This window comes from Citrobacter freundii complex sp. 2025EL-00176, assembly GCF_053309355.1.
In genome coordinates, this window is the sequence record NZ_JBRYHT010000001.1 from 1,350,635 (window position 1) to 1,372,754 (window position 22,120).

27 protein-coding genes are annotated in these 22,120 nt (G+C 49.8%); 8 read left to right on the forward strand and 19 right to left on the reverse strand.

Translation table 11 applies throughout. The annotated features are described in order from the left end of the window. Positions 1-10: 10 nt before the first annotated feature. Positions 11-589, reverse strand: a complete 579-nt coding sequence (flhC, locus tag ACVXHP_RS06605) for a flagellar transcriptional regulator FlhC (RefSeq protein ID WP_042307995.1) — start codon at positions 587-589, stop codon at positions 11-13. 2 nt (positions 590-591) lie between these two features. Beyond that, a complete protein-coding gene (gene flhD / locus ACVXHP_RS06610) occupies positions 592-933 on the reverse strand; it encodes a flagellar transcriptional regulator FlhD (RefSeq protein WP_003034622.1) in 342 nt (113 codons plus the stop codon). A gap of 793 nt (positions 934-1,726) precedes the next feature. Here flhD and uspC point away from each other — a divergent pair. Continuing rightward, positions 1,727-2,155 (forward strand): universal stress protein UspC, encoded by a 429-nt coding sequence (gene uspC, locus ACVXHP_RS06615; protein WP_316129041.1) that lies wholly within the window; start codon positions 1,727-1,729, stop codon positions 2,153-2,155. 17 nt (positions 2,156-2,172) lie between these two features. On the opposite strand, the gene otsA is transcribed toward uspC, so the two are convergent. The 6 genes from otsA to ACVXHP_RS06645 form a co-directional block, all read right to left on the reverse strand. Then, positions 2,173-3,594, reverse strand: coding sequence for an alpha,alpha-trehalose-phosphate synthase (otsA, locus tag ACVXHP_RS06620; protein ID WP_304700000.1), 1,422 nt, complete (start codon positions 3,592-3,594; stop codon positions 2,173-2,175). Next, the gene (otsB, locus tag ACVXHP_RS06625; protein WP_137348885.1) at positions 3,569-4,372 is read right to left on the reverse strand and encodes a trehalose-phosphatase; all 804 of its coding nucleotides are present in this window, start codon (positions 4,370-4,372) and stop codon (positions 3,569-3,571) included. Before otsB ends, otsA begins: the two co-directional genes overlap by 26 nt. 175 nt (positions 4,373-4,547) lie before the next feature. Then, entirely contained in the window at positions 4,548-5,534 is a 987-nt protein-coding gene (araH, locus tag ACVXHP_RS06630) for an L-arabinose ABC transporter permease AraH (protein ID WP_200006081.1), read from the reverse strand. A gap of 14 nt (positions 5,535-5,548) precedes the next feature. Next, positions 5,549-7,063: an arabinose ABC transporter ATP-binding protein AraG gene (gene araG / locus ACVXHP_RS06635; RefSeq protein WP_447571092.1), complete on the reverse strand. Its 1,515-nt coding sequence runs from the start codon at positions 7,061-7,063 to the stop codon at positions 5,549-5,551. Between the two features lie 132 nt (positions 7,064-7,195). After that, complete coding sequence (locus tag ACVXHP_RS06640; RefSeq protein WP_042307751.1) at positions 7,196-8,185, reverse strand: arabinose ABC transporter substrate-binding protein; 990 nt, start codon at positions 8,183-8,185, stop codon at positions 7,196-7,198. 318 nt (positions 8,186-8,503) lie between these two features. Further along, on the reverse strand, positions 8,504-9,061 hold the full coding sequence (locus ACVXHP_RS06645; RefSeq protein ID WP_447571093.1) for a DJ-1/PfpI family protein: 558 nt from the start codon (positions 9,059-9,061) through the stop codon (positions 8,504-8,506). A gap of 553 nt (positions 9,062-9,614) precedes the next feature. On the opposite strand from ACVXHP_RS06645, the gene ACVXHP_RS06650 reads away from it, so the two are divergent. Further along, entirely contained in the window at positions 9,615-10,118 is a 504-nt protein-coding gene (locus ACVXHP_RS06650; protein WP_165407845.1) for a non-heme ferritin-like protein, read from the forward strand. Positions 10,119-10,255: 137 nt separating this feature from the next. Here ACVXHP_RS06650 and ACVXHP_RS06655 read toward each other — a convergent pair whose 3' ends face one another. Next, the gene (locus ACVXHP_RS06655; RefSeq protein WP_005127709.1) at positions 10,256-10,507 is read right to left on the reverse strand and encodes a DUF2766 family protein; all 252 of its coding nucleotides are present in this window, start codon (positions 10,505-10,507) and stop codon (positions 10,256-10,258) included. A gap of 131 nt (positions 10,508-10,638) precedes the next feature. Between ACVXHP_RS06655 and ACVXHP_RS06660 the strand changes: the two genes are divergently transcribed. After that, on the forward strand, positions 10,639-12,060 hold the full coding sequence (locus ACVXHP_RS06660) for an MFS transporter (RefSeq protein ID WP_447571094.1): 1,422 nt from the start codon (positions 10,639-10,641) through the stop codon (positions 12,058-12,060). 33 nt (positions 12,061-12,093) lie between these two features. Here the strand turns inward: ACVXHP_RS06660 and ACVXHP_RS06665 are convergent, their stop codons facing one another. Continuing rightward, positions 12,094-12,732, reverse strand: coding sequence for an RpiB/LacA/LacB family sugar-phosphate isomerase (locus ACVXHP_RS06665; RefSeq protein WP_200006077.1), 639 nt, complete (start codon positions 12,730-12,732; stop codon positions 12,094-12,096). Positions 12,733-12,999: 267 nt separating this feature from the next. Here ACVXHP_RS06665 and ACVXHP_RS06670 point away from each other — a divergent pair, with 267 nt between their 5' ends. After that, positions 13,000-13,335 carry a YecR-like lipofamily protein gene (locus tag ACVXHP_RS06670; protein ID WP_316129048.1) on the forward strand — a complete coding sequence of 112 codons (336 nt, stop codon included), beginning with the start codon at positions 13,000-13,002 and terminating at the stop codon, positions 13,333-13,335. Positions 13,336-13,528: 193 nt separating this feature from the next. Further along, positions 13,529-14,026, forward strand: coding sequence for a non-heme ferritin (gene ftnA, locus ACVXHP_RS06675; protein ID WP_447571095.1), 498 nt, complete (start codon positions 13,529-13,531; stop codon positions 14,024-14,026). Between the two features lie 45 nt (positions 14,027-14,071). Here the strand turns inward: ftnA and ACVXHP_RS06680 are convergent, their stop codons facing one another. Then, positions 14,072-14,311 (reverse strand): YecH family metal-binding protein, encoded by a 240-nt coding sequence (locus tag ACVXHP_RS06680; protein WP_447571096.1) that lies wholly within the window; start codon positions 14,309-14,311, stop codon positions 14,072-14,074. 226 nt (positions 14,312-14,537) lie between these two features. On the opposite strand from ACVXHP_RS06680, the gene tyrP reads away from it, so the two are divergent. After that, a complete protein-coding gene (gene tyrP / locus ACVXHP_RS06685) occupies positions 14,538-15,749 on the forward strand; it encodes a tyrosine transporter TyrP (protein WP_447571097.1) in 1,212 nt (403 codons plus the stop codon). Positions 15,750-15,775: 26 nt separating this feature from the next. On the opposite strand, the gene ACVXHP_RS06690 is transcribed toward tyrP, so the two are convergent. The 6 genes from ACVXHP_RS06690 to ACVXHP_RS06715 form a co-directional block, all read right to left on the reverse strand. After that, positions 15,776-16,441: a YecA/YgfB family protein gene (locus ACVXHP_RS06690; RefSeq protein WP_447571098.1), complete on the reverse strand. Its 666-nt coding sequence runs from the start codon at positions 16,439-16,441 to the stop codon at positions 15,776-15,778. A gap of 208 nt (positions 16,442-16,649) precedes the next feature. Further along, the gene (locus tag ACVXHP_RS06695) at positions 16,650-16,931 is read right to left on the reverse strand and encodes a heavy-metal-associated domain-containing protein (RefSeq protein WP_042307732.1); all 282 of its coding nucleotides are present in this window, start codon (positions 16,929-16,931) and stop codon (positions 16,650-16,652) included. Beyond that, entirely contained in the window at positions 16,928-17,284 is a 357-nt protein-coding gene (locus tag ACVXHP_RS06700; protein ID WP_304700019.1) for a mercuric transporter MerT family protein, read from the reverse strand. Before ACVXHP_RS06700 ends, ACVXHP_RS06695 begins: the two co-directional genes overlap by 4 nt. Beyond that, positions 17,262-18,404 carry a transglutaminase-like domain-containing protein gene (locus tag ACVXHP_RS06705; RefSeq protein WP_316129052.1) on the reverse strand — a complete coding sequence of 381 codons (1,143 nt, stop codon included), beginning with the start codon at positions 18,402-18,404 and terminating at the stop codon, positions 17,262-17,264. Before ACVXHP_RS06705 ends, ACVXHP_RS06700 begins: the two co-directional genes overlap by 23 nt. Positions 18,405-18,610: 206 nt before the next feature. Further along, positions 18,611-19,081 carry an SRPBCC family protein gene (locus tag ACVXHP_RS06710; protein WP_316129053.1) on the reverse strand — a complete coding sequence of 157 codons (471 nt, stop codon included), beginning with the start codon at positions 19,079-19,081 and terminating at the stop codon, positions 18,611-18,613. A gap of 13 nt (positions 19,082-19,094) precedes the next feature. Beyond that, a complete protein-coding gene (locus tag ACVXHP_RS06715; RefSeq protein ID WP_447571099.1) occupies positions 19,095-19,784 on the reverse strand; it encodes a LolA family protein in 690 nt (229 codons plus the stop codon). Between the two features lie 200 nt (positions 19,785-19,984). Here ACVXHP_RS06715 and ACVXHP_RS06720 point away from each other — a divergent pair, with 200 nt between their 5' ends. Both ACVXHP_RS06720 and ACVXHP_RS06725 read left to right on the forward strand, forming a co-directional pair. Next, positions 19,985-20,329, forward strand: coding sequence for a hypothetical protein (locus tag ACVXHP_RS06720; RefSeq protein ID WP_447571100.1), 345 nt, complete (start codon positions 19,985-19,987; stop codon positions 20,327-20,329). A gap of 444 nt (positions 20,330-20,773) precedes the next feature. After that, positions 20,774-21,445 carry an SOS response-associated peptidase gene (locus ACVXHP_RS06725; protein ID WP_447571101.1) on the forward strand — a complete coding sequence of 224 codons (672 nt, stop codon included), beginning with the start codon at positions 20,774-20,776 and terminating at the stop codon, positions 21,443-21,445. Positions 21,446-21,454: 9 nt separating this feature from the next. Here ACVXHP_RS06725 and ACVXHP_RS06730 read toward each other — a convergent pair whose 3' ends face one another. Together ACVXHP_RS06730 and ACVXHP_RS06735 are read right to left on the reverse strand one after the other, a co-directional pair. Then, positions 21,455-21,772, reverse strand: coding sequence for a hypothetical protein (locus ACVXHP_RS06730; protein WP_447571102.1), 318 nt, complete (start codon positions 21,770-21,772; stop codon positions 21,455-21,457). Next, complete coding sequence (locus ACVXHP_RS06735; RefSeq protein ID WP_447571103.1) at positions 21,772-22,011, reverse strand: hypothetical protein; 240 nt, start codon at positions 22,009-22,011, stop codon at positions 21,772-21,774. Before ACVXHP_RS06735 ends, ACVXHP_RS06730 begins: the two co-directional genes overlap by 1 nt. Between the last annotated feature and the right edge of the window lie 109 nt (positions 22,012-22,120).

The window sequence follows — 22,120 nt, forward strand, 5'->3', positions numbered from 1 at the left end:
ACCGTATCAGTTAAACAGCCTGTTCGATCTGTTCATCCAGCAGTTGTGGAATAATATCGGCAGCATTCTGGGAAAGTTTACGTCTTTTTACGGCCCGTGATGGCGGCTGGCATAAACTGCAGGCAAAGCTACCTGCTGGTTGGTGTGCGTGAGTGATAAAGTTCCCACCGCAGCAGTTGCATGTGGACAATTCCAGCAATCCGCTGTCGACAAAACGAACCAGCGTCCATGCGCGAGTTAACGCCAGCAATGGGCCTTCTTCCGGCTGCGGACACTGCTCAAGATATAAGCGATACGCTTTAATTACGGCATCGACACCGCTACACAACCCTGTTTTGAGCAGAAATTGCCATGCATTGCAAAACATCGAAGCATGGATATTTTGTTCCCACGTCATAAACCAATCGGTGGAGAAAGGAAGCATCCCTTTTGGCGGAGGACTGCCGCGTAATTCTTTGTACAGCTTGATAAGTCGACCACGGCTTAATTGCGTTTCGCTTTCCAGCATTTGCAAACGGGCGCCCAATGTGATTAATTCCATTGCCAACTGGATATCACGCGCTTCCTGAACAATGCTTTTTTCGCTCATTATCAAGCCCTTTTCTTGCGCGCTGCATCATCGATATCGCTTAACAGTCGCGTAGAAAGCATGATGCCGGTATGAATTTGCTGGAGATCGTCAACGCGGGAGTCTTGCGTCAGGCGAGTAACCGTCTGGTGATCGTCGAAACGGAAATGGCACACCAGTTGGTTTGTTTCAGCCAGTTTGACCATTTGAGGAAGAGTTAATGTTGCCAACGTGTCCGCCATCTCTTCGCTGATACCAAGGCGAAACATCGCAGATGCTTTGTCCTGAACGATCAAACGCTGTGCAAGCAATAAATATGACAAATTGATGTCATAAATGTGTTTCAGCAACTCGGATGTATGCATTATTTGCATCCATAATAACCAACATTATTTTCATGCGGTAAAACCGCACCCCGTGATGTCGCCGGGAAGCCCCGGTAAAAAAAAGCAAAAGGTCAAATACATAGCAGCGTGATGACACATACACGTTGTGTAAACCAGCCCTTTTGAAGAATGCGCCCTTCTTACAAGCTCACATCAATTCTTACATTTGTCTAAGATTTTTCCTAATTCGACGCAACTCTACCCGCCGCCAGTTACACATACAACGGAACCTTGCTGCGAATTTAAAGAATATGTGACACAGATCACATAAATCAGCTAAACACTTAACATAAATCCATCAGCGTAGCTTTTACTTTGCTTGTTTTTTAATCCGGTATTCATCTTTTAAATTCCTGGCGAACGAATATTCTTGCAATAAAAGCGAATAGTATTTCGTTCACAAACGTTAATATCACGCCATGAAATAGCGAGCTGGATCACATATTTAATGCAAAACACCTTTTCAATTAAATTGTTTATAAACAACAACTTAAATATTAAGGGTGATTAATTAATACCGCGTGGTGATAACCCTTCAAATGTTAATATTTGTTTATTTTTTATTAACACATTGTTTTCATTAGTGGTGAGTTTTACTTAAGTTCGCTGAACGTATTTGCAAATGATGTGAAGCGATTATTCTATTTATAAGAATAATTAATGAATAATCATGATGGCATTCACACTATGTGGAGAGGAAACGTTGCAGTATGGAGTAAACTGAGTAAAGCAGAAAAGTTCTCTCATAATTCTTGAAAAAAAGGAGCGAGTTATGAGCTATGCGCACATTCTGGTGGCGGTTGCCGCCACCCCTGAAAGCCAGCAGTTGTTAGCCAAGGCAGTTTCTATCGCTCGCCCTGTCAACGCTCGTATTAGCCTGATCACATTGGTCTCAGACCCTGAACTGTATAACCAGTTTGCCGCCCCCATGCTGGAAGATCTGCGGGAGCTAATGCAAGAGGAGACCCAGGATTTTATCGATAAGCTCAGTAAAGAAGCGCAGTACCCCATCGAGCATACTTTTATTACCTATGGGGCACTGAATGAACATATTCTCGACGTTTGCCGTAAACACGCAGTCGATCTGGTCATTTACGGCAACCATAACCAGAGCTTCTTTTCGCGCGCCTCCTGCTCCGCAAAAAGCGTGGTCGGCGCAAGCCGGGTAGATGTTCTGTTGGTGCCTCTGGCTGGAGATTAATATTCGCCTTCAGGTCTTCACGCCAGTTTCGAACAGGACGCCACATTGTCTGACAACTGGCGTTTGCTCTGGCGCGAGGTCACTTTTCTTAGATCGCATATAAATCTCGCCTGCCAGTTGTCGATATCGTTTTTAACAATAGTCTCGAGCATTTCAGCATGACGAGACACACGTTCAGCAAGCGACATTGTCAGCGCTTGGTTTAGTGCGCCAGCCACTTCATCCCGGTCATAAGGATTCACGATAAGCGCAGAAGTTAGCTCATTTGCTGCCCCGGCAAATTGCGATAACACCAGAACGCCGGGGTTGGCAGGATCCTGCGCAGCCACATACTCTTTCGCCACCAGGTTCATCCCATCGCGCAACGGCGTTACCAAGCCTACGTCCGAATAGCGGAATATTTTCATCAGCAATTTGCGGTCAAAATACTGGTTGAGATAGTAAAGCGGTGTCCAGCCCAACTGCCCATATTTCCCGTTAATCCGCCCAGCCTCCGTTTCCAGTTGGTGGCGAATGTCCTGGTAGGCCTGCACCTCTCCGCGCGAGGTTGGCGCTATTTGCGTATAGCGAATTTTGCCATGGTGCTGCGGGTAATGCTCCAACAGCGCCTCATAGGCCTGGAAGCGCTCTGGCAAGCCTTTGGAGTAATCCAGACGCTCAACAGAGAATATATTCTTCACATTCTTAAGCTCAGCCTTTAACTGCGCCATTTTCGGCGGCAGAGGACCAGAAGCCTGGCGTGCGATTTCCTCCGGCTCAATGCCGATGGGATACACTTCTGTGCGAAACGCTTTATCCCATGCTTTGTGGCGCTTATCGCTCTGGGTCGTCACCTGAGTCTGGACAGCCAAACAGTCCAGAAAAGCCTGGCGATCGTTTTCGGTCTGGAAACCCAGTAAATCAAAATCACACATCTGCTCAAGCAGGGCCTGGTGTGGCGGGAGCGCGTTAAAAATTTCCGGCGTCGGGAAAGGAATATGCAGGAAAAAACCGATGCGATTATTCACGCCGCGTTTACGCAACTCGTAGGCAAACGGTAACAGGTGGTAATCATGAACCCAAATAACGTCATCTTCGCTCAGTAGCGGCAGCAGTTTATCGACCAGCAAGGCATTAACCCGCTGATACCCTTCCCAGGCCGGGCGCTGAAACTGAACTAAATCCAACCGGTAGTGGAATGCAGGCCATAAAACGGCATTCGAAAACTGGCAGTAATACTCTTCGTAATCCTGCTCGCTCAAATTAAACGAGGCCCAGGTAATATTGCCACGAGTGACTTTTTTTAACGGTTTATCCTCATTACCGGTATCGCCACTCCAGCCAAACCACAGTCCACCAGCAGTTTTTAACGCGCCCAACACACCGACCGCGAGCCCACCTGCGCTCCCTTTGTCATCTGGCGAGGCGATACGATTAGATACTACGACTAAACGACCCATAGTCACCTCTTCTGTTGTTTGTTGTATTCGATTGTTGCTGCGAAGAGTTAATTTGCTCCAGCCAACGCCAGACATCCCTGACGCCATCCAGACGCCATGTCGCCTGCGTCGCCCCGCTCCCCACCTTCACTGAAATACCGCCTGCGCGGTTAACTACCTCAAAACCTGTTTCATCCGTTAGATCATCACCGAAAAATACGGGGATCCGTCCGGCAAAAGGCGCTTCCTGCATAAATGCAGCAATCGCGTCACCTTTATTCGTACCTTTAGGTTTTATTTCAACGACACATTTTCCATGCTGCAATGCCAGCTGCGGCCATGTATGTGTGATGCATTCAGCCAACGTTATCAACGCTGCTTCATGCTCAGGCGCCTGACGATAATGCAGCGCAAAAGCCATACCTTTTGCTTCCAGCGTCGTGCCAGGCAGCTTTGACAACGCCGTCTGTAACAGCGCGCCGGCTTCACGTTCAATTCCTGCGGCCAGGCGCACTATATGGGTTTGACCATTGATGTCACGGCGTTCTGCCCCATGCACTCCGGCAAGCGGAAAACGAAAGGGAGTGGTGAGACCGTCAAGCTCAGCCATCGAGCGCCCTGAAATCAATGCCAGCGCACCCGCGTTACGCGTAGCCAACTGATGTAATAATTGCAGGATTGTCTTAGGGACAACGACCTGGTCAGGATAGGGCTTGATCTCAGCCAGTGTCCCATCGAGATCAAAAAAATAAGCACAGTTTGCAGATTGTTCAGGGGGTAATGTCAGTGATGCTGTCACCCGGTTATCCTCCTCATCATGGTTTGTACGCCGCGCGGATCGCGCCGTATAGATGATGTATGACGGATATAAGTATAGACAGTGTGACCATGCTCGCCATTTGGAAAAACAATCGCCAGCCGGGTAGCGGCTGGCGATTAGCAGAAGCTAGACTGAAAAGTTAGGGCTTAAATCATCAAATAGTGCGCTTCGCTTTTTGCTTGTAACGGTCGAAGATTACCGCCGCCAGCAGGATGAGACCACGTACGACGTACTGCGCAAAAGGAGAGATATTCAGCAGGTTCATCGCGTTCTCAACCGTCCCCAGAATCAACACCCCGGCGACCACATATGAGATTTTTCCGATGCCGCCTTTCAGCGAAACACCACCTAATACACATGCAGAAATCACGATCAGCTCATAACCGATTGAGGTCATTGGCTGGCCGCTGGTCATACGCGATGCGAGGATAATTCCCGCAATTGCGGACACCAGACCGGAAAGAATAAAGATAATAATCTTGGTGCGAACAACCGGAACCCCGGCCAGGCGCGCAGCCTCCTCATTCCCCCCAATAGCCAGCGTGTTACGACCAAACGTGGTTTTATTCAGCAATAAGCCAAATACGATGAAACACACGATCGTTATCCAGATAGGCGCCGGCAGCCCAAACCAGTTAGCATAGCCAAGGGTGAAGAATCGCTCGTCTTCAATCCCGACCGCCTTGCCGTCAGAGATAATGTAGGCCAGACCGCGGACAATCTGCATTGTCGCCAGCGTGGTGATCAGGGCATTGATTTTTAGCCGTGCAATCACAAACCCATTCACCAGACCGCATAAAATCCCCAGCAACAGACCAGCAGCGACGCCAATCCACAGGCTCTCGGTCATGTTGATGACCACGGCCGTGGTGACCCCGGCACAGGCAATGACCGACGCGACGGACAGGTCAAAGTCGCCGGATGCCAGGCAAAAGAGCATTCCACATGCGACCATACCCGACATAGATACCGCCAGCCCCAGCCCCTTCATGTTGATGAAGGAGGCAAAGTTTGGCACGAAGATGGCACACACCAGGAACAGCACGGCGAACACCACCAGCATCCCGTATTGATCCCAAATGCGGCCAAGATTTAGCGCCGACTTCGCAGCACCTGAACCCGATGTAGAAACGGAAGACATCATACTCTCCTTATTCAGGCCACAGCCTGGCTGACTTTAGGCATGGCAAGGCTCAACGCCTGGCGTTCATCCGCCTGTTCATGAAGTAACTCACCGGCAATCTCGCCTTCCCTCATCACTACGATACGATCGGCGACACCGAGAACCTCTGGCAGATCACTGGATGCAAACAGCACGGCCACGCCGCGCGCCGCAAGAGCATAAATCACATTATAAATTTCATGCTTGGCGCCCACATCAATGCCGCGGGTAGGTTCATCCAGCAAAATCACTTTCATCTCTTCCGATAACCACCGGCCAAGAATAGCCTTCTGTTGATTACCGCCTGAGAGGTTCATGATCAGTTGCTCTGCCCCCGGTGTTTTGATGTTGAGCGAACGAATATGATGATCGGCATTGGTTTCTTCCCAGCCGTTATTGATCACGCATCCCCCCAATACATGTTTACGACGGGCGCTAATGTTGATGTTGTTGCGCACCGAATGAACCGGAATAATCCCTTCGGCTTTGCGATCCTCCGGGCACAGCATCATCCCCGCTTCAATGGCGTGGCTCGGTTTGCGGATATCAATTGGCTGTTCATCAATAAACACCTGGCCTGCGGTGATACGCGTGCCGCCAAACAACCCTTTCATTAACTCGCTACGTCCAGCGCCCACCAGCCCAAACAGTCCGACGATTTCACCGCTACGCACCGATAAACTGATCGGCGTGCGCACGCCGGGGGCTTTGACCTCATGCAAACGCAGACGCTCTGCGCCATAAGTCCTGGATTTCCAGCCATAAATATCACCCAGGTCACGCCCCACCATCGCCTGCACCAGCGCGTCGTGATCGACCTGCTGCATGTCCGTAAACGTTTTAACGTAATGCCCATCTTTAAATACGGTAATGGCATCGCTAAGGGCAAAAATCTCTTCCATACGGTGCGAGACATACAGAATGATGCGCCCTTCATTGCGCAGTTCACGGATAACGCGAAACAGATTCTCAATCTCGCGTGCCGACAGGGAACTGGTCGGTTCATCAAAAGCGATAATTTTGGCGTTACGCGCCAACGCTTTTGCAATCTCCACCATCTGCCATTGACCAATGGAAAGGTATTTCAATGGCGTATCGGGATCGATATCCATGCCCAGATGCTTAAGCTGTAGCCCCGCTTCATAGTTCAGCAGCGAGCGGTTCACAATGCCGCCTTTATGCGGCAGTTGCCCTAAATAGATATTTTCGGCAACGGTCATCTCCGGGACGAGATGCAGTTCCTGGTAAATAATGGCGACACCGGCGTTCAACGCGGTTGTGGTATCCGCAAACGAAACTTCTTGTCCGCGGATCGCCAGGGATCCCGTCGTTGGCGCATAGTTACCGCTGAGAATTTTTAACAGTGTTGATTTTCCGGCGCCATTTTCGCCCATCAGCGCATGCACCTGACCGGCATAGCAATCGAAACTGATATCCGTAAGCGCTTTAACGCCGGGGAACGTTTTGCCAATGCCGCGAAATGAGAGATACGGGGTAGACTGTTGCATAACGTCTCCGTGATTCAGGATTTTACCGGCCTGGAAAACCGCCGGACGTAGGCCCGGTACGCGCAGCGCCACCGGGCATTGCGCCGGATGGCAGCTTCGCCTTATCCGGCCTACAACATCGCAGCATTTCTGTTACTTACCGCCTAAACCTTTCTTCGCCAGTTCTTCTTTAAAGTTATCGCGGGTAATCAGCACCACATCCGTCACTTCAGTAAATGCCGGTGGCTCTGCACCTTTCGTCACCCAGTTGTAGAGCATTTGGCTTGATTTATAGCCGTGAACGTCCGGGCTTGGTAGTAATGAACCGTAGAACCCGGTCGCTTCGCCTTTGGACAGTTCACTCACCGCGTCAACGCCGTTAATACCGATACCAATCACGTTTGGCGCTTTAAAGCCCTGACCTTCGGTCGCACGCACGCCGCCCAGTACGGTGTTGTCGTTCATGCCGACAATCAACCAATGTTTAACTTCAGGATGCTGAACAAGCATGGAGTTGGCGGCGTCGAATGCGCCGGGGATATCATTCGATTTGGTTGGAACCTGGTAGATCTGTTTTTCCGGGAAGCCCGCAGCTTTAAGCGCTTCCATTGAACCTGATGTACGGCGACGCGCGGTATCCAGTTCGTTCGCAGTAATGGCCATTACGGCGGTGGATTTCACATCCCAGCCGCGCTTTTGCATCTCCTTGTACAGCTCCTGGCCCTGGCGTTCACCAATTTTTGTTGCCGCCATCATTACCAGCGGCACGGTGTCCATCGGTTTCCCTTTCGCGTTGGCAAACTGGTCATCGACGGCAATGACTTTCATATCGTAGCCGCGCGCCTTCGCCATAATCGCAGGCCCGAGTTTGGGATCCGGCGTACAAATCACAAACCCTTTCGCGCCGCTGGCAGCCAGGCTGTCAATCGCGTTAAGGGTTTTCTCACCATCCGGGACGGCGATTTTAATTACCTCGAAACCAAGGTCTTTACCGGCCTTATCGGCAAATTTCCATTCCGTCTGGAACCAGGGTTCTTCAGGTTGTTTGACCAGGAAACCGAGCTTCATGGACTCAGCAATAGCGGATTGTGACATAATGGCAGCCAGACCGATGGCAGCCAGCGCTTTAGTGAATTTGTGCATGGTTAACTCCAGCTTTAACGTTCTTTTATGTAGGGTAAAATCAGACGATTATTTGTAATTCGGACGTAAAACAAGGCATTACCTTTTATTGATAAGATCAATGCCAGTGCTGAGGGTATTTTTAGCGGGAAATTGATTCTCCATAAGAGAGCGGCATCACACCACAGAATTACAGTAATTGCGTACATAAATTCAGCGAGAAATGACATAAAAAAACGCGACTTTGACAACGAAGAAAAAGAGAAATAGCAGATTAGTCCATAACATCAGTCAGCAAATCCTTGTCCCCGAATGCTGAAGCATTCGGGAGAACAATGTTTACCATCGGTAGTAAATGTGGTCGGCGTGATCGCGAACCGGAATATCATCTCCTAACAGGCGCGCCGAAAGCGTAAACGCAAAATCAAAAATATGTCCTAATCCTTTGCCGCTAATAAGATTGCCATCCTCGACAACGGGCGCATCGATATATTCCCCATCCGTGACGTTTTGCCACAAATCTCCCGAACACACGTAGCGACGCCCCTTCAGCAGACCGTTGCCACCCAGCACACGCGCAGCCGCCGAACACACCGGACAAATAAGTTTTCCCGTCTCATCATGACGGGCGACAAACTGGATGACTGCCTCACTGGCGGCAAGATTAACGCTACCCTGCGGTCCTCCTGGCAACACGACGGCATCGTAGAGATGCGCCTGACGCGCGGCCAACGTGCTGTCCGTCACCATCGGCACGTCATGATAGCTCACCACCGCCCGTGACTCAGCGCAGGCCAGCGTTTCGACTTTGATATTCAGGCGACGCAGAATATCAATAGTCACTATCGCTTCCGCCTCTTCAAAACCGGGCGCCAGCAGCACAGCAACCTTTTTCATATGTCACTCCTCGCTTTATCCACATACACCAAACGATCAATGCAGAATCGTACAGGCCATTAAAGTTATTAATTCCGGCAAAAATGATCTGGCGCAAAAAATTAGCCACCTGCTAATTTTCATTCACCCCACCAGTCGTGAAATTCCTCAAACCACGGTGGAGATAACCATTAAGGACAAGACGATAACTTATTGTTAAATTTAATTTTGTGATATGAAACACCATTTCATTATAGAATGATAAATTTAATTCCATACATAACAATAGATTACATTCAGCCAACCTATATTAGGAAATACCTGCATTAGGAATATTGCTATAACAATGTGTAAAAAAACATAAATAGGCAGATTTAAGGATTTTCTTATGCCTGGTCACGCGCTATGCTGATTCTCGATCGGAAGCGAATATAATTCGTGATCACTAAAGGACCGGCGGAACGGATTTATTCTGCTAACAGTTTTAATTGTACGTAGATGTGAAGTGCGGCGGCAGCCCGTTGCACTGACGTGAGTAACGTACATTCTCCTTTCTGGAAATAAGGATATTGATATGGCTGCAGTTGGAATTGTTCATAAACTCAACACACAAATGAATCTTGAGTTCTACGCATCGAATCTTTACCTGCACCTTAGCGAATGGTGCTACGAACATAGCCTGACAGGCACCGCAACGTTCCTACGCACCCAGGCGCAGGGTAACGTGACTCAAATGATGCGTATGTTTAATTTTATGAAAAGCGCCGGGGCTAACCCTATCGTCAAGGCCATCGATGTTCCGGGCGATGAACTGACTTCCCTTGAAGAACTGTTTCAGAAAACAGTGGATGAGTACCAACAGCGTTCGAGTAAGCTATCGCGCTTAGCCAATGAAGCAGAAGCATTGAACGATGAACCAACCGTTGATTTTCTCCACGATCTGGAAAAAGAGCAGCAGCAGGATGGCGTGCTGTTACAAACTATTCTTGATGAAGTCCGCAGCGCGAAACGCGCGGGACTGTGCATGGCGCAAACCGATAAGCATCTGCTGAACGTCGTCAACTACCAACATCACTAATCTTCAATTTTCATAACGCTCGCCGGATAGTCATGCCAAGCATCGTATCCGGCTCGCGCTACATTGTCTCTACACGCGCGTCTCTCATTCTCAGAGACGCAAAAAAACCTTTCTAAAACCTGAAACAACGGTTTATTTTAGTGAGACTCATTCTGCGGCGTGAATTTCAACTCGATCAAGGCAACCGCTTTTTGGATTGCGCGCATAGTTACCGGATCGGCCCCCGCAGGGTGACTTGAAAAGTCGATGCTTTTCAGCTGGCTGGACATTTTCTCGCGAACTTCTACCGGGGCGATAACATCAATGACATCCAGAATTTGTTTGATAACCAACTGACAGGCAACAACGTCCGAGAGCAGTTCCTGATCGGCATTCAGTGTTTGGGACATAATAAGCTCCTTATAGAAAGGTCGTCATAGTACCCATTCAGCGATCGAAACGATAGCGGTGTACGCATAGCGGATACGCTGAAAACAAAAAAACAGACCCGGTCAGTTTCTTTTGAGATGGCAAGCACAACATGAGTGAACATTTAGCGGTGGAGAATAAACGCGGTCTTTCCCCGGCGGCATTACTTGTTGCCGGCGCTTTCTTTATGGAGTTTATTGACGGTACGGTGATCGCCACCGCCCTGCCCGACATGGCCAAAAGCTTTGGCGTACAGGCGGTTGACCTGAACATTGGTATCAGCGCCTACCTAATCACCCTCGCCGTACTTATCCCCGCCAGCGGCTGGATTGCGGACCGCTTCGGCGCCCGAAAAGTGTTTACCCTCGCACTGGCGATATTTACCCTCGCCTCGGTTTTATGCGGTTTGTCCACCAGTCTTGAGAGCTTTGTCGCCATGCGAATTTTTCAGGGCGTGGGCGGCGCATTAATGGTTCCTGTTGGCCGTCTTGCGGTACTACGCACCACGCCTAAACATCAGTTAATCACCGCCATTGCGACCCTGACCTGGCCCGCGTTAGTTGCGCCTATCATCGGTCCGCCGCTTGGGGGATTCATCACCAGCTATGCCAACTGGCGCTGGATCTTCTTCATTAACGTCCCACTGGGAATACTGGCGATAGCGCTGGCGCTACGTTTTATTCCGGATATTCATGACGATGAGCGCCGTCCGTTTGATATAGCGGGTTTTGTCGCCACCTCTGTTGCCATGGTGAGCCTGGTGTATGCCATGGAGTTACTGGGAACCCAGCAGCCGCAGGGTTGGCTAACTGCCGGACTTCTCACGCTGGGAATAGCGACCTTCCTGTTTGCTCTGCGCCATTTTCGTCGCGCCGCCTGGCCAATGATTCGTCTCGATGCCATGAGCGTCCCAACTTTTCGCGTCACGATGTACGGCGGGTCGCTATTTCGTGCTTCTATCAGTGCCGTACCATTTCTGCTGCCGTTAATGTTTCAGGTAGGTTTTGGCATGAACGCTTTTCACGCAGGTTCGCTGGTGCTGGCGGTGTTTGTGGGTAACCTGACGATAAAACCTGCCACCACGCCGTTGATACGCTGGCTGGGCTTTAAGAAATTGCTGCTGATCAACGGGGCGCTTAACGTCCTGGCACTGCTGGCCTGTGCACTGATAACGCCGCAAACTCCCGTGTGGGTGATTTTGCTGGTGCTGTATCTCGGCGGCGTGTTCCGTTCAATCCAGTTTACCGGCGTCAGTACGCTTGCCTTTGCGGACGTCCCCGCGTCGCAAATGAGCTACGCCAATACGCTGTTCAGTACGGCTACACAGTTAGCGGTGGGGTTGGGGATTTCATTAGCCGCTATTGGGATCCGCATCGGCGATGAAGTCAGTGAATGGCTGGCACTGGGCAATATTCCGGGGATCAGCTTCCGCCTGGCCTTTGTGGCTATCGCCATAATTTGTCTGGTAGGTATGGTGGATACGCTGCGGCTTACCCGTGATGCGGGAAGCGCGGTGTCAGATAAAAACAGATAGCCCGGCAGGTGAACTCCGCCGGGCCAGCAGGATTTAGCCAATAATCTCGCGCACAAACGCTTCGATCGACTTGTCCTGGCAGTTTTCAAAGAAGCACTGCTGGAAGCGTGGACCCGACACGGCGGTTTTCACCAGCTCAGGATCGATAGCGCGCAGTGTATCCAGATAATTCTCTTTTACCACTGCCGCTTTCACCTGATTCAGAATACCGGCGTTACGCACCTGCGGTTCTTTACGTTCCGGTGGGTAACCTTCCCCGGTACGTCCGGTAAACGCTTTTTCAAACATATAGCGCACATTCAGCTCGGCGCCCCAGCCAAAACCTTTGGCGAAGGCGAGAGAAAGCGCATTCCCGTTGTTGATCTGAGAAAACAAGAATGCATCCGCCGGATCGAGGCAGTACCCACAAACCACTCCCGGATGGATATTCAGTGACATCATCGCGCCCTGACCCGTACCACAGCCGGTGACCACAAAATCCACGGCTTTGGAATTAAGCAGAATACTGGCCATAATCCCTAAGTGAATATAGGTCAGATGATGGTCATTTTCATCGCTCATACCGACGTTAAAAACGGGAAAACCTTTCTCATCCGCAACGGCTTTAAGCTCGTTATGAATGATGGCATTTTTGCTTGCCTGGCTGTTTTCCATCATCAATGCAATTTTCATTCTGTCATCTCCTGAATGCGTAGCGTGGACTGCTGAAAGTCATAACATTCAGGCCACATTACTATTTTGCAAATCCACTTTCAAATTTAATGAAATTTTGTTTTATAAAATAATGGAGTGCTCACATTTTTCACTCAGCAGCTCAGAATGGCCTCAAAAATCTGACGTCGTTGCGATTAATCGCAGGTGATTTTCAGGCTATTCAAGCCATTGATACGCCAACACGTATGCCATGATAGCCTATCTCCGAACTTTCAGAGCGAACTCATGAAGACCTTTATCCTTGCCCTTTTGCCGCTCGTGCTGACAGGTTGCACTATTACTAAACAGGCGCAGGTGAGCGAAGCCAGCGCCATCACCGGTGTGGTTCGACTGACTTACAACCAGGCCATGTTGCAAACGGCACGAACCGATGACTACGTAACCCAGGGGACAGCTACCAAAGAGTGCCAGCGTATGGGTTATGCCAGCGCCGTTGCGTTTGGGCAACCGGTGTCAACCTGTAGCGTATATGCCGGTTCTTTGTGTTTGAATACCAAAATTACGCTCGCCTGGCAGTGTCACGGCGTCGCGGTATCTCAAGCGCCCTCATTCAATTATTAATATTTCCGACCAGCATTTTTATGCTGGTCATTTGTTACGTCGTTATTTTTATCCTCCACCCAATAGCGTTAATGCGTTTTATTCCCATTCGTATTTTTAATAAATAAATTTATTATTTTACCTTTTGCAAATAATTAAATAACAAATTATAGTGGCGCCACGTAATATATAATAACGTTTGTGGAGCAGAACCATGCTGAAAACAGAAATGATCGACCAACTGAATGAGCAAATGAATCTTGAATTATATTCATCTCTGCTCTACCAACAGATGAGCGCGTGGTGCAGCTATCACAGCTTTGAAGGTGCTGCCGCGTTTCTGCGTCGTCACGCGCAGGAAGAGATGACGCATATGCAGCGTCTGTTCGACTACCTGACTGACACCGGTAACTTACCGCGTATTAATACCGTCTCTTCCCCCTTCGCTGAATATGCTTCTCTGGACGAACTGTTCCGTGTGACTTACGAACACGAACAGCTGATCACGCAGAAAATTAATGAACTGGCACACGCGGCAATGACCCACCAGGATTATCCGACCTTTAATTTCCTGCAGTGGTATGTTGCCGAGCAGCATGAAGAAGAGAAATTATTTAAATCTGTTATTGATAAGCTATCGCTGGCAGGAAAAAGCGGTGAAGGTCTTTATTTCATCGACAAAGAGCTGGCTACGCTCGATACGCAGAATTAATTCTGTTGGATAACGGTGGTGAGATGCCACCGTTATTCGATAATCTTAATGGCGGCAGATCTTGCTTTCGTGTGTAGAGAAGCCGTCTTCTTTTGCAATAAACTTCCCCTTTGCCGCTAAAAATGCCACCAGCTCGGCCGCCGTCATACCTTGCGCAGAACAGGTGTGAAAACGTGCCTGCTCGCCAAAACGTGCCGTAATCGCCGCTTCAAGACTGGCATTTGAATACTGCTCGCCAGATTCAATCATCATATTAAGCACTTCTTGACCGTGAATAGATTCCATACAACCTCCTGAATAAAGGGCATAGCCTAATGTGAACCGCAGGGCGCTGCTTTGCGTTAACACAGGTTTTCCAGCAGATAAATGTCATTTCTTATGCATCTTAAACCATCAAATAATCGTAAAGATTGATGTACACTCATTGTAACGGTGATTTGACGAAAATAACGTTTTGCCTTAACCTGCGCCGCAGATATAACCGTTGATTATCTCCGGGACAGAGGAAAGCGTGAAAAACAGAACCCTGGGTAGTATTTTTATCGTGGCGGGAACCACGATTGGTGCCGGTATGTTGGCAATGCCGCTGGCTGCGGCAGGCGTGGGGTTTAGCGTCACGCTGGTGTTGTTAGTCAGTCTTTGGGCGTTGATGTGCTACACCGCGCTGTTGCTGCTTGAAGTGTATCAACACGTACCGGCTGACACCGGGCTGGGTACCCTGGCGAAACGTTATCTTGGTCGTTACGGACAATGGATAACGGGCTTTAGCATGATGTTTTTGATGTACGCGCTGACGGCGGCGTATATCAGTGGCGCAGGTGAACTGCTGGCCTCCAGCATCAGCGACTGGACCGGGACAGCTATCTCTCCCACCACAGGTGTGCTGCTGTTCACCTTTGTTGCCGGTGGTGTAGTTTGCGTTGGGACGTCGCTGGTCGATCTGTTCAACCGTCTGTTGTTCAGTGCCAAAATAATTTTCCTGGTGGCAATGCTGGCCCTGTTAATGCCGCATATCCATAAAGTGAATCTGCTTACGCTGCCGCTTCAGCAGGGGCTGGCGCTGTCCGCAATCCCGGTTATCTTCACGTCGTTCGGTTTTCACGGCAGCGTTCCGAGTATCGTCAGCTATATGAACGGTAACATCCGTAAACTGCGTTGGGTATTTATCACCGGTAGCGCCATTCCGCTGATCGCCTATATTTTCTGGCAACTGGCTACACTCGGCAGCATTAACTCGTCCACGTTCATGGGGTTGTTAGCCAACCACGCTGGTTTAAACGGGTTGTTGCAGGCATTACGTGAAGTCGTGGCATCACCACACGTTGAACTGGCGGTGCATTTGTTTGCCGATCTCGCGCTGGCGACCTCTTTCCTCGGTGTTGCGCTGGGGTTGTTTGACTATCTGGCAGACCTTTTCCAGCGCCGAAATACCGCAGCGGGAAGGATGCAAACCGGTGTGGTGACTTTCCTGCCGCCGCTGGCATTTGCGCTGTTCTATCCACGTGGTTTCGTGATGGCGCTGGGATATGCGGGCGTTGCCCTCGCGGTACTGGCGTTGCTGATCCCCGCTATGCTGGCGTGGCAAAGCAGAAAACATAACCCGCAGGCTAACTACCGCGTGGCGGGTGGCGCACCAGCGCTGGCGTTGGTGTTTATGTGCGGAATTGTGGTGATAGCGGTACAGTTTTCAATTGCTGCAGGGTTACTACCCGAAGTGGGTTAAACAAAGGGGCTTTACGCCCCTTTCTGTTAATGCAGACAGCACTGCTTGTATTTTTTCCCACTGCCGCACGGGCACGGGTCGTTACGTCCTACCTTGGCATCCACTTTTACCGGCGCCTTGACCGGCGTTTCCTGCGGATGCGCCATCCAGTAAGCATGCAGATCCAACGCCGCCAGACGGATAGCGTCCACGCTTTCCTCAAACTCTTCTGGCGTCAATTTTTCAACCACCGCAAAGTTCTCTTCCGTACCGTGCAGCGCAATAGCCTCGAGCGCCGGTTGCAACGTATCCGGTAATGCGGACCAGTCCGATAACGCGACGCCGCGCATATAACCAAAGCACCACTCTTCAACGATGGTCAGTTCATGCTCGTCAATTTCACGCAGACCAAACAGCGGCTCAAACTGCTCAGGATATTCATCCAGACGATCGGCCGTATCCGCCATGTGCTGAAACGCCAGATTCATGAAGCGCGTCATTTCTTTTTCGGAGGACCAGCGAGGCACATATTGCGCGCCTCCCCAAATTGTAACCAGCCACTGCTCCGGTTCAATTTCATACGGTGAACTGAGCACCGCCGTCAGCAAACCATCCAGTTCTGACACATCCAGAATAGCTTTGTCCGTATTGTACTTAGTCAGTACATCATCCAGCCATTCCAGTTCGCTCTCGTTTAATGGTCCCGTTTTCATAACGCTTTTCCTTAGTCAAAAATTCTTGCCTGTGATCATCCTACATGGCTGGAGGGATAACAGATACAAATGGGCGTGGGCGGCTTACAGTTGCCGCCTGTTCAGGTTAACAGGAAACGAGGGGAATTCCGGTAGTTAACGCACAAAAGAGAACACCAGGCCGCCGGGCATCATACCGGGAAAACAGAACAAAACCACCCGTAGGTGGTTATTGTTGCTCAATACGGTTAAGCGTCGCGCTATACCCGGTTTTTGCAACCGCTTTAAGGAGAGTGTCGGTAGGAAAACCTTCAGGTACGATCGCTTCTGCCTGCCTCGTTTTGAGGGAGGATTTCGCTTTAATGACGCCATCGGTTTCGCGTAACGCCTGATTGACAGAAATTACGCATAATGAGCAGGTCATATTTTGGATATCCAGCACCACTTTTTGATTGGCCGCCTGAACCCATAACGGCAACAATAAGCCTGCCACTAACATGAAAACCTTCATTCAAACACCTCATAAAACCAGGCTACCAGCGTTGGGTAAAATAACACCGGTAAAATCAACGCCAGCGCACACCAGTAGAGAACGCGCACTTGCTTCAGGGTTAGCCAGCCAGAACACCACAACCGCCTGGAGAAATAGAGTCGCCAGAAAACACGCAGTAATAATCCCAATGAGAGCAACATCAGAGGAATTCGTAAAAACTCAAACCGAGTGAAAACAGCAAAGCTCGCCGCTGAGATACCAAACAGCAGATATAACAGCGGCCCAACGCAGCATAAGCCGGCAGTGACGGCAGCCGCAGCGGCCGTCAGCAGGGTCAGTCCTGCGCCTTTAGCGTTGTTCTGTGGCGACATAGCTATAGGAGAACGCTTTAGGATCGTAGAAATTGATCGGGTCGCCATCGACTTCTGCGTAAGGATAACCAAAGTTGTTCATGGCGCCCTGCTCTGTCGCCGGATACAGCTCGAAATCACGTCCGTAGTTGAATCCTACCCAGTTCATTTCCCAGTTACCGAACAGGTAAGCGTTGACGGCCTGGACATCGGCATCCTGATGCGATTTTTTCTCAGCCAGACGCATTTTGGTCACGTCAGCGGGATCGCACGGTAACCAACCGTAACCTGCCAGATAGAATTCGGCGCGACAGTGTTGTCCACCGCTGACATCGGCAACGCCTGCGCTGTCGGCCTTGCCAAAGGCGCTTGTCGAGTAACGTTCGAGCTTATTGGCTTTGCCCAGACGGATGCCAAACAGTTCGCGTGCGGGAATACCGCTGGCTCGTGCCAACGCAACAAAAACGGAACTCATATCGGTACATTTCCCCTTGAGCTTGCCGCTTTTTAAGATCTCCGCCACATCACCGGTACCGCAGCCAATAACATCATTATCCCGTTCCATATGGCTACTCACCCACTCGTAAATGAGACGCGCTTTTTTCAGCGGATCTTGCTCATTACCGGTAATTTTGCGCGCGGTTTCCAGAACCAGCCCATCCACTGGAGTATGTGCCGTCGGCAACAAGTACGGTTTTACATCCAGCGGATAAGTAATCTGCTCCGGTGCTTGCCAGGTTTTTAGCGCATCCTGCTGCAACGGCTCCCAGTCAGCAGTTTCAATATCGATATCAACGTTAATCAACAATTCGCCCTGCGAGTCTGGCCAGGTGGCGAAAAGCGTCTTCGCGCCATAGGCATTGTTGGTGGTGACATACGCCTGCTGATAGTTCCCGCTAAAGGCAAGGGCTGTCATTTGTTGAAACGCAGTATCGACAGGTAGCGGGATCCAGAGTTTCACCACCCCGCGCGATCCTTTAGGAGGGTTGAGTTTATACGTTTGTGATAAGACAAAGCGTCGACGCGCGACAGGCGCGACTGTTGGCTCTGCGGCATGTACCGTCTGGCTAATAACCGTAGGGCCGACTAAACCGGCGGCGGAAAGGAGAACGCTATTCTTGAGAAATTGTCGACGTTGCATTGCTGTCTGTCCCTGTTGTAAGAGTTGAGCTACGGCCCATTGGGAAACCGTATGCGATCATCACAGCAGACAGACGCTGACTTAAAAAGACGAGTCGATGGAGGTTATTCATCAATAACAGACCTGTTAACTGTGAATGAAATGAGAAACTACAAGGTCGCTATTAAGCCATTTACAGGCTAAAAAGTACAGCAGTGAGAGCACCTTCAAAATATATGCACCTTCGTTGCCAGTTTACGGGCTAACCCTCTAGCGCCCTCACGCATGACCGTATTGTGATTCCAACGAAATACGGGTGCCGCCAGCGGGGCAAGATAATTCATCCAACGGATCGTGGTGCGGACATTCCAGTCATATTTGACAATAGTCTCTTTGCCACTCGCAGTAAAAGACCACACGCCTCGCCCTTCCACCGCGCCGCTGGCTTGTCCTTCAAGCAGAGAGCAAGGCAGAATATTCAATACATTGATATCAAAGGTTAAGCGATAAGGCAGAACGCCTTTCCAGGTATAACGATGCAGCGCGCCAATGCCTTGTAAATCCCCTTTCTTGATCTCAACGATGCGTTCCAGACTTCCCCACCATTTCGGCCACTGGTCCGGATGGGAAAAAACATCCCATACCTCCTGGATTGGAGCCTCAACCCGCCAGACCGTGGAGAACAGATACTCAGCCATAGTACTGGCTCCCTCAAGGCGCGAAGAAATTAGCGGGAAAGCGGATGTTGATAACCATAGCGTCCAGAAGAACGGTTTCTAATCGCTGCCCATCTGGGGCATAGCCGATCACTTTGACAGGGAGTCTGTGATAATTATCCAGCCACACGTCGTAGCGGTGAACACCATCAACAGTCATTATTCCCGGCCCAACCACAGACACGTGCGTTGTCTCCCGCCCCGCAACGCGCTCCTGAGCAACAACCGTCGTTGTTCCCTCGCGCTGCAGATGGCGAATATTGCCTAACAACACGCCGATATCAGAGCGATCCACCCGATGACCGCGCTCATCCTGGATCAATGAATTGGTGGGCGACAGGTGCAAAATAGGCAACGACCCCGCACCAAATGGCCATAAAGTCACTTTACCACTGACAGGATTAAAGATAAGCACCGCGCCTGAATGCGGCTGGGTAAAGTCCATTCGCACGTAGCCAGGTTTCTGATAGCTGTAGCGAATGATTTTATTCTCCTCCTGCGCAGATGAGGATCGCAGCATGACCTGATAAGAGGTCATGCTAGTAAATGACTGCTGTGCAAACGCAACTGGATCCTCGGTTGTGTCATACGGCGAAAATGTCCCTCTTTTTTCCGCTGGGCATACTGTGCAACTAACGACAAGCAATGTGGTGAACGCAACTAGCGAAACAAATGAGACGCTCACGGCCGCCCCCTGTATCTGTAAAATCTGCCAACAGGAGTCATCGCCTGTCGACTGTTATTATAGTTCTTAACTGCGCGGCGCTACTCTCCCAGCCCCTCAGACTCAGCATGGACAGCTGATTAAATTGTAGGTTTTCTTTTCAGTTGAGATGACAACATAAAGCTATACTTTAATAGCCACACCCTTAACAGGTATTAATCATGAAACTGCCATCGGTATTTTCATGCGCCGTTCTCATATTACTGCTGCTGGCGTCATCGTCTGCCACAGCCAGCGCGTTTCAAAACCAGGCCGCGAGAGAGCAAGCGTTAAGCGCGGCACTTCATACCGGGAATGGCATCATCATCATTGGCGGGACGGATGATTTCGCTTTCACGCTCCGGGCACGAAACCGAATCCACAGACATTTAGCGATTCAGGATGGCTTTGGCGATCCCATCATGATCAATGGATTCCAGAACCACAACGATAATCCTGCCCGTAATGGGTTTATCAACAACCCTGCCCGAGGAGGGTTTATGTTTAACGCACCGATTCGTCGATAGAGTGATTATCTATAGCAAGTGTTTGAAGGGTATTTTACGTATCAGGCAGGATAAAACGACGGATTGCAGGCACAAAAAAACCACCCGTAGGTGGTTTTCACGACACTGCTTATTGCTTTGATTATTCTATTCTTTCCCATGGTACCCGGAGTGGGACTTGAACCCACACAGCGCGAACGCCGAGGGATTTTAAATCATGCGTGTTATCTATAATTATCAGATACATATGTTTATTTTTCGCCATTAATTCAATATTTTTAGATCAGACTAATCAACGGGTTATGTTTATCATAAAGTCACAATGGCGAAGCTTCTTAGTTCCGCACACTGTCATGTGGTGTCAGGAACCTGAGGTTCAAATCCTCTCGTGCCAACAGACATCCTCTAGTACCACTTTTTCTTACTGCCCTATACTTTCAGTCTGACATATGGCTGGAGGTTTCTATGTGTGGACGTTTTGCACAGTCAATGACGCGTGAAGATTATCTTTCCTTGCTCGCTGATGAATCAGAACGCGATATTCCTTACGACCCAGAACCCATCGGAAGATTCAACGTAGCGCCAGGAACAAAAGTTCTGCTTCTGAGCGAGCGAGATGAGCAGTTGCATCTTGATCCAGTCATTTGGGGATACGCCCCCGGTTGGTGGGATAAACCGCCGCTTATTAACGCACGGTCTGAAACTGCAGCCACCAGCAGAATGTTTAAACCACTCTGGCAGCATGGTCGCGCAATCTGCTTTGCTGATGGATGGTTTGAGTGGAAAAAGGAAGGCGACAAGAAACAACCCTACTTTATTCACCGGGCAGACGGTCAGCCGATTTTCATGGCGGCGATCGGCAGCATACCATTCGAACGTGGAGATGAAGCAGAAGGTTTCCTGATAGTGACATCTGCTGCCGACAAAGGGCTGGTAGATATTCACGACAGACGGCCTCTGGTACTTTCACCCGAAGCCGCGCGCGAATGGATGAGGCAAGACACTGGAGGGAAAGAAGCTGCGGAAATTTCGGCCGACGGTTCCGTACCAACTGATAAATTTATATGGCACGCCGTGACGCGTGCTGTGGGCAATGTGAAAAACCAGGGGCCGGAGCTGGTCGAGCCGCTTTCTTGAGGCTGGTAATCATATTGGCAATCCGTCATCTATTGCGCGGTTGATGAAGAACGTCACTCGGCCAAGAATTTCGACCTCTTCCAGTGCGTTTCCCTCTATTGCCTCTCCATCATCTGTAATGAGCGCCTTGCCCATCAACTTGGCAAACTGCGTATGACCGTCGCAAAGGATAAGAAACACATCGCCGGATGATTTTTTCAGAGCCGGCTCAATGACTGCAAATCCTGAATCAGTTTCAATCCCCCTACTTTCTGTGCCGATGTTGCAAATCACCTCGGGTGAAAGTTTGCGCTCGACATAATCGTTCGTAGGTGATGCAAATCCCATTACTGGACCCTCCCCATGTTACGCAAGATCCAGTACCTGTTATCGCTACCGTCTGTCGTCTTGTCAGCAAAGTCTTTTTGGTATCGCTCTATCCAGGCATTCGCTTCTTCGCGCGTGTAATGCCAGTTGAACTCCCGCAATTTCTCTATGAATGAATCTGTGCTTAGGTAACGATACCCCTTGGGGTTTAACTCTATGGTCGCAACAAACGCGGCATGAATGTCTGCTGTGCGTGGCATAATCACCTCACATAATAACTGTATGCATATACAGTATCGTTAAATATGAGAGTCGATCAAGTTTCACAGTGGTGCTAAACTTCTGACTTTTCCGAATTGACTGATTTAT

Excerpts from the sequence above, each read along its gene's own strand:
- otsA (WP_304700000.1), bottom strand. The coding sequence starts at position 3,594 with ATGGGTCGTTTAGTCGTAGTATCTAATCGTATCGCCTCGCCAGATGAC.
- ACVXHP_RS06700 (WP_304700019.1), bottom strand. The coding sequence starts at position 17,284 with ATGTCGCCACAGAACAACGCTAAAGGCGCAGGACTGACCCTGCTGACG.
- ACVXHP_RS06655 (WP_005127709.1), bottom strand. The coding sequence starts at position 10,507 with ATGTCCCAAACACTGAATGCCGATCAGGAACTGCTCTCGGACGTTGTT.
- ACVXHP_RS06695 (WP_042307732.1), bottom strand. The coding sequence starts at position 16,931 with ATGAAGGTTTTCATGTTAGTGGCAGGCTTATTGTTGCCGTTATGGGTT.
- ACVXHP_RS06680 (WP_447571096.1), bottom strand. The coding sequence starts at position 14,311 with ATGGAATCTATTCACGGTCAAGAAGTGCTTAATATGATGATTGAATCT.
- ACVXHP_RS06665 (WP_200006077.1), bottom strand. The coding sequence starts at position 12,732 with ATGAAAATTGCATTGATGATGGAAAACAGCCAGGCAAGCAAAAATGCC.
- ACVXHP_RS06730 (WP_447571102.1), bottom strand. The coding sequence starts at position 21,772 with ATGGGATTTGCATCACCTACGAACGATTATGTCGAGCGCAAACTTTCA.
- flhD (WP_003034622.1), bottom strand. The coding sequence starts at position 933 with ATGCATACATCCGAGTTGCTGAAACACATTTATGACATCAATTTGTCA.
- flhC (WP_042307995.1), bottom strand. The coding sequence starts at position 589 with ATGAGCGAAAAAAGCATTGTTCAGGAAGCGCGTGATATCCAGTTGGCA.
- araG (WP_447571092.1), bottom strand. The coding sequence starts at position 7,063 with ATGCAACAGTCTACCCCGTATCTCTCATTTCGCGGCATTGGCAAAACG.
- ACVXHP_RS06690 (WP_447571098.1), bottom strand. The coding sequence starts at position 16,441 with ATGAAAACGGGACCATTAAACGAGAGCGAACTGGAATGGCTGGATGAT.
- ACVXHP_RS06660 (WP_447571094.1), top strand. The coding sequence starts at position 10,639 with ATGAGTGAACATTTAGCGGTGGAGAATAAACGCGGTCTTTCCCCGGCG.
- araH (WP_200006081.1), bottom strand. The coding sequence starts at position 5,534 with ATGTCTTCCGTTTCTACATCGGGTTCAGGTGCTGCGAAGTCGGCGCTA.
- ACVXHP_RS06705 (WP_316129052.1), bottom strand. The coding sequence starts at position 18,404 with ATGCAACGTCGACAATTTCTCAAGAATAGCGTTCTCCTTTCCGCCGCC.
- ftnA (WP_447571095.1), top strand. The coding sequence starts at position 13,529 with ATGCTGAAAACAGAAATGATCGACCAACTGAATGAGCAAATGAATCTT.
- ACVXHP_RS06710 (WP_316129053.1), bottom strand. The coding sequence starts at position 19,081 with ATGGCTGAGTATCTGTTCTCCACGGTCTGGCGGGTTGAGGCTCCAATC.
- ACVXHP_RS06670 (WP_316129048.1), top strand. The coding sequence starts at position 13,000 with ATGAAGACCTTTATCCTTGCCCTTTTGCCGCTCGTGCTGACAGGTTGC.
- ACVXHP_RS06640 (WP_042307751.1), bottom strand. The coding sequence starts at position 8,185 with ATGCACAAATTCACTAAAGCGCTGGCTGCCATCGGTCTGGCTGCCATT.
- ACVXHP_RS06645 (WP_447571093.1), bottom strand. The coding sequence starts at position 9,061 with ATGAAAAAGGTTGCTGTGCTGCTGGCGCCCGGTTTTGAAGAGGCGGAA.
- ACVXHP_RS06720 (WP_447571100.1), top strand. The coding sequence starts at position 19,985 with ATGAAACTGCCATCGGTATTTTCATGCGCCGTTCTCATATTACTGCTG.
- uspC (WP_316129041.1), top strand. The coding sequence starts at position 1,727 with ATGAGCTATGCGCACATTCTGGTGGCGGTTGCCGCCACCCCTGAAAGC.
- ACVXHP_RS06725 (WP_447571101.1), top strand. The coding sequence starts at position 20,774 with ATGTGTGGACGTTTTGCACAGTCAATGACGCGTGAAGATTATCTTTCC.
- ACVXHP_RS06735 (WP_447571103.1), bottom strand. The coding sequence starts at position 22,011 with ATGCCACGCACAGCAGACATTCATGCCGCGTTTGTTGCGACCATAGAG.
- ACVXHP_RS06650 (WP_165407845.1), top strand. The coding sequence starts at position 9,615 with ATGGCTGCAGTTGGAATTGTTCATAAACTCAACACACAAATGAATCTT.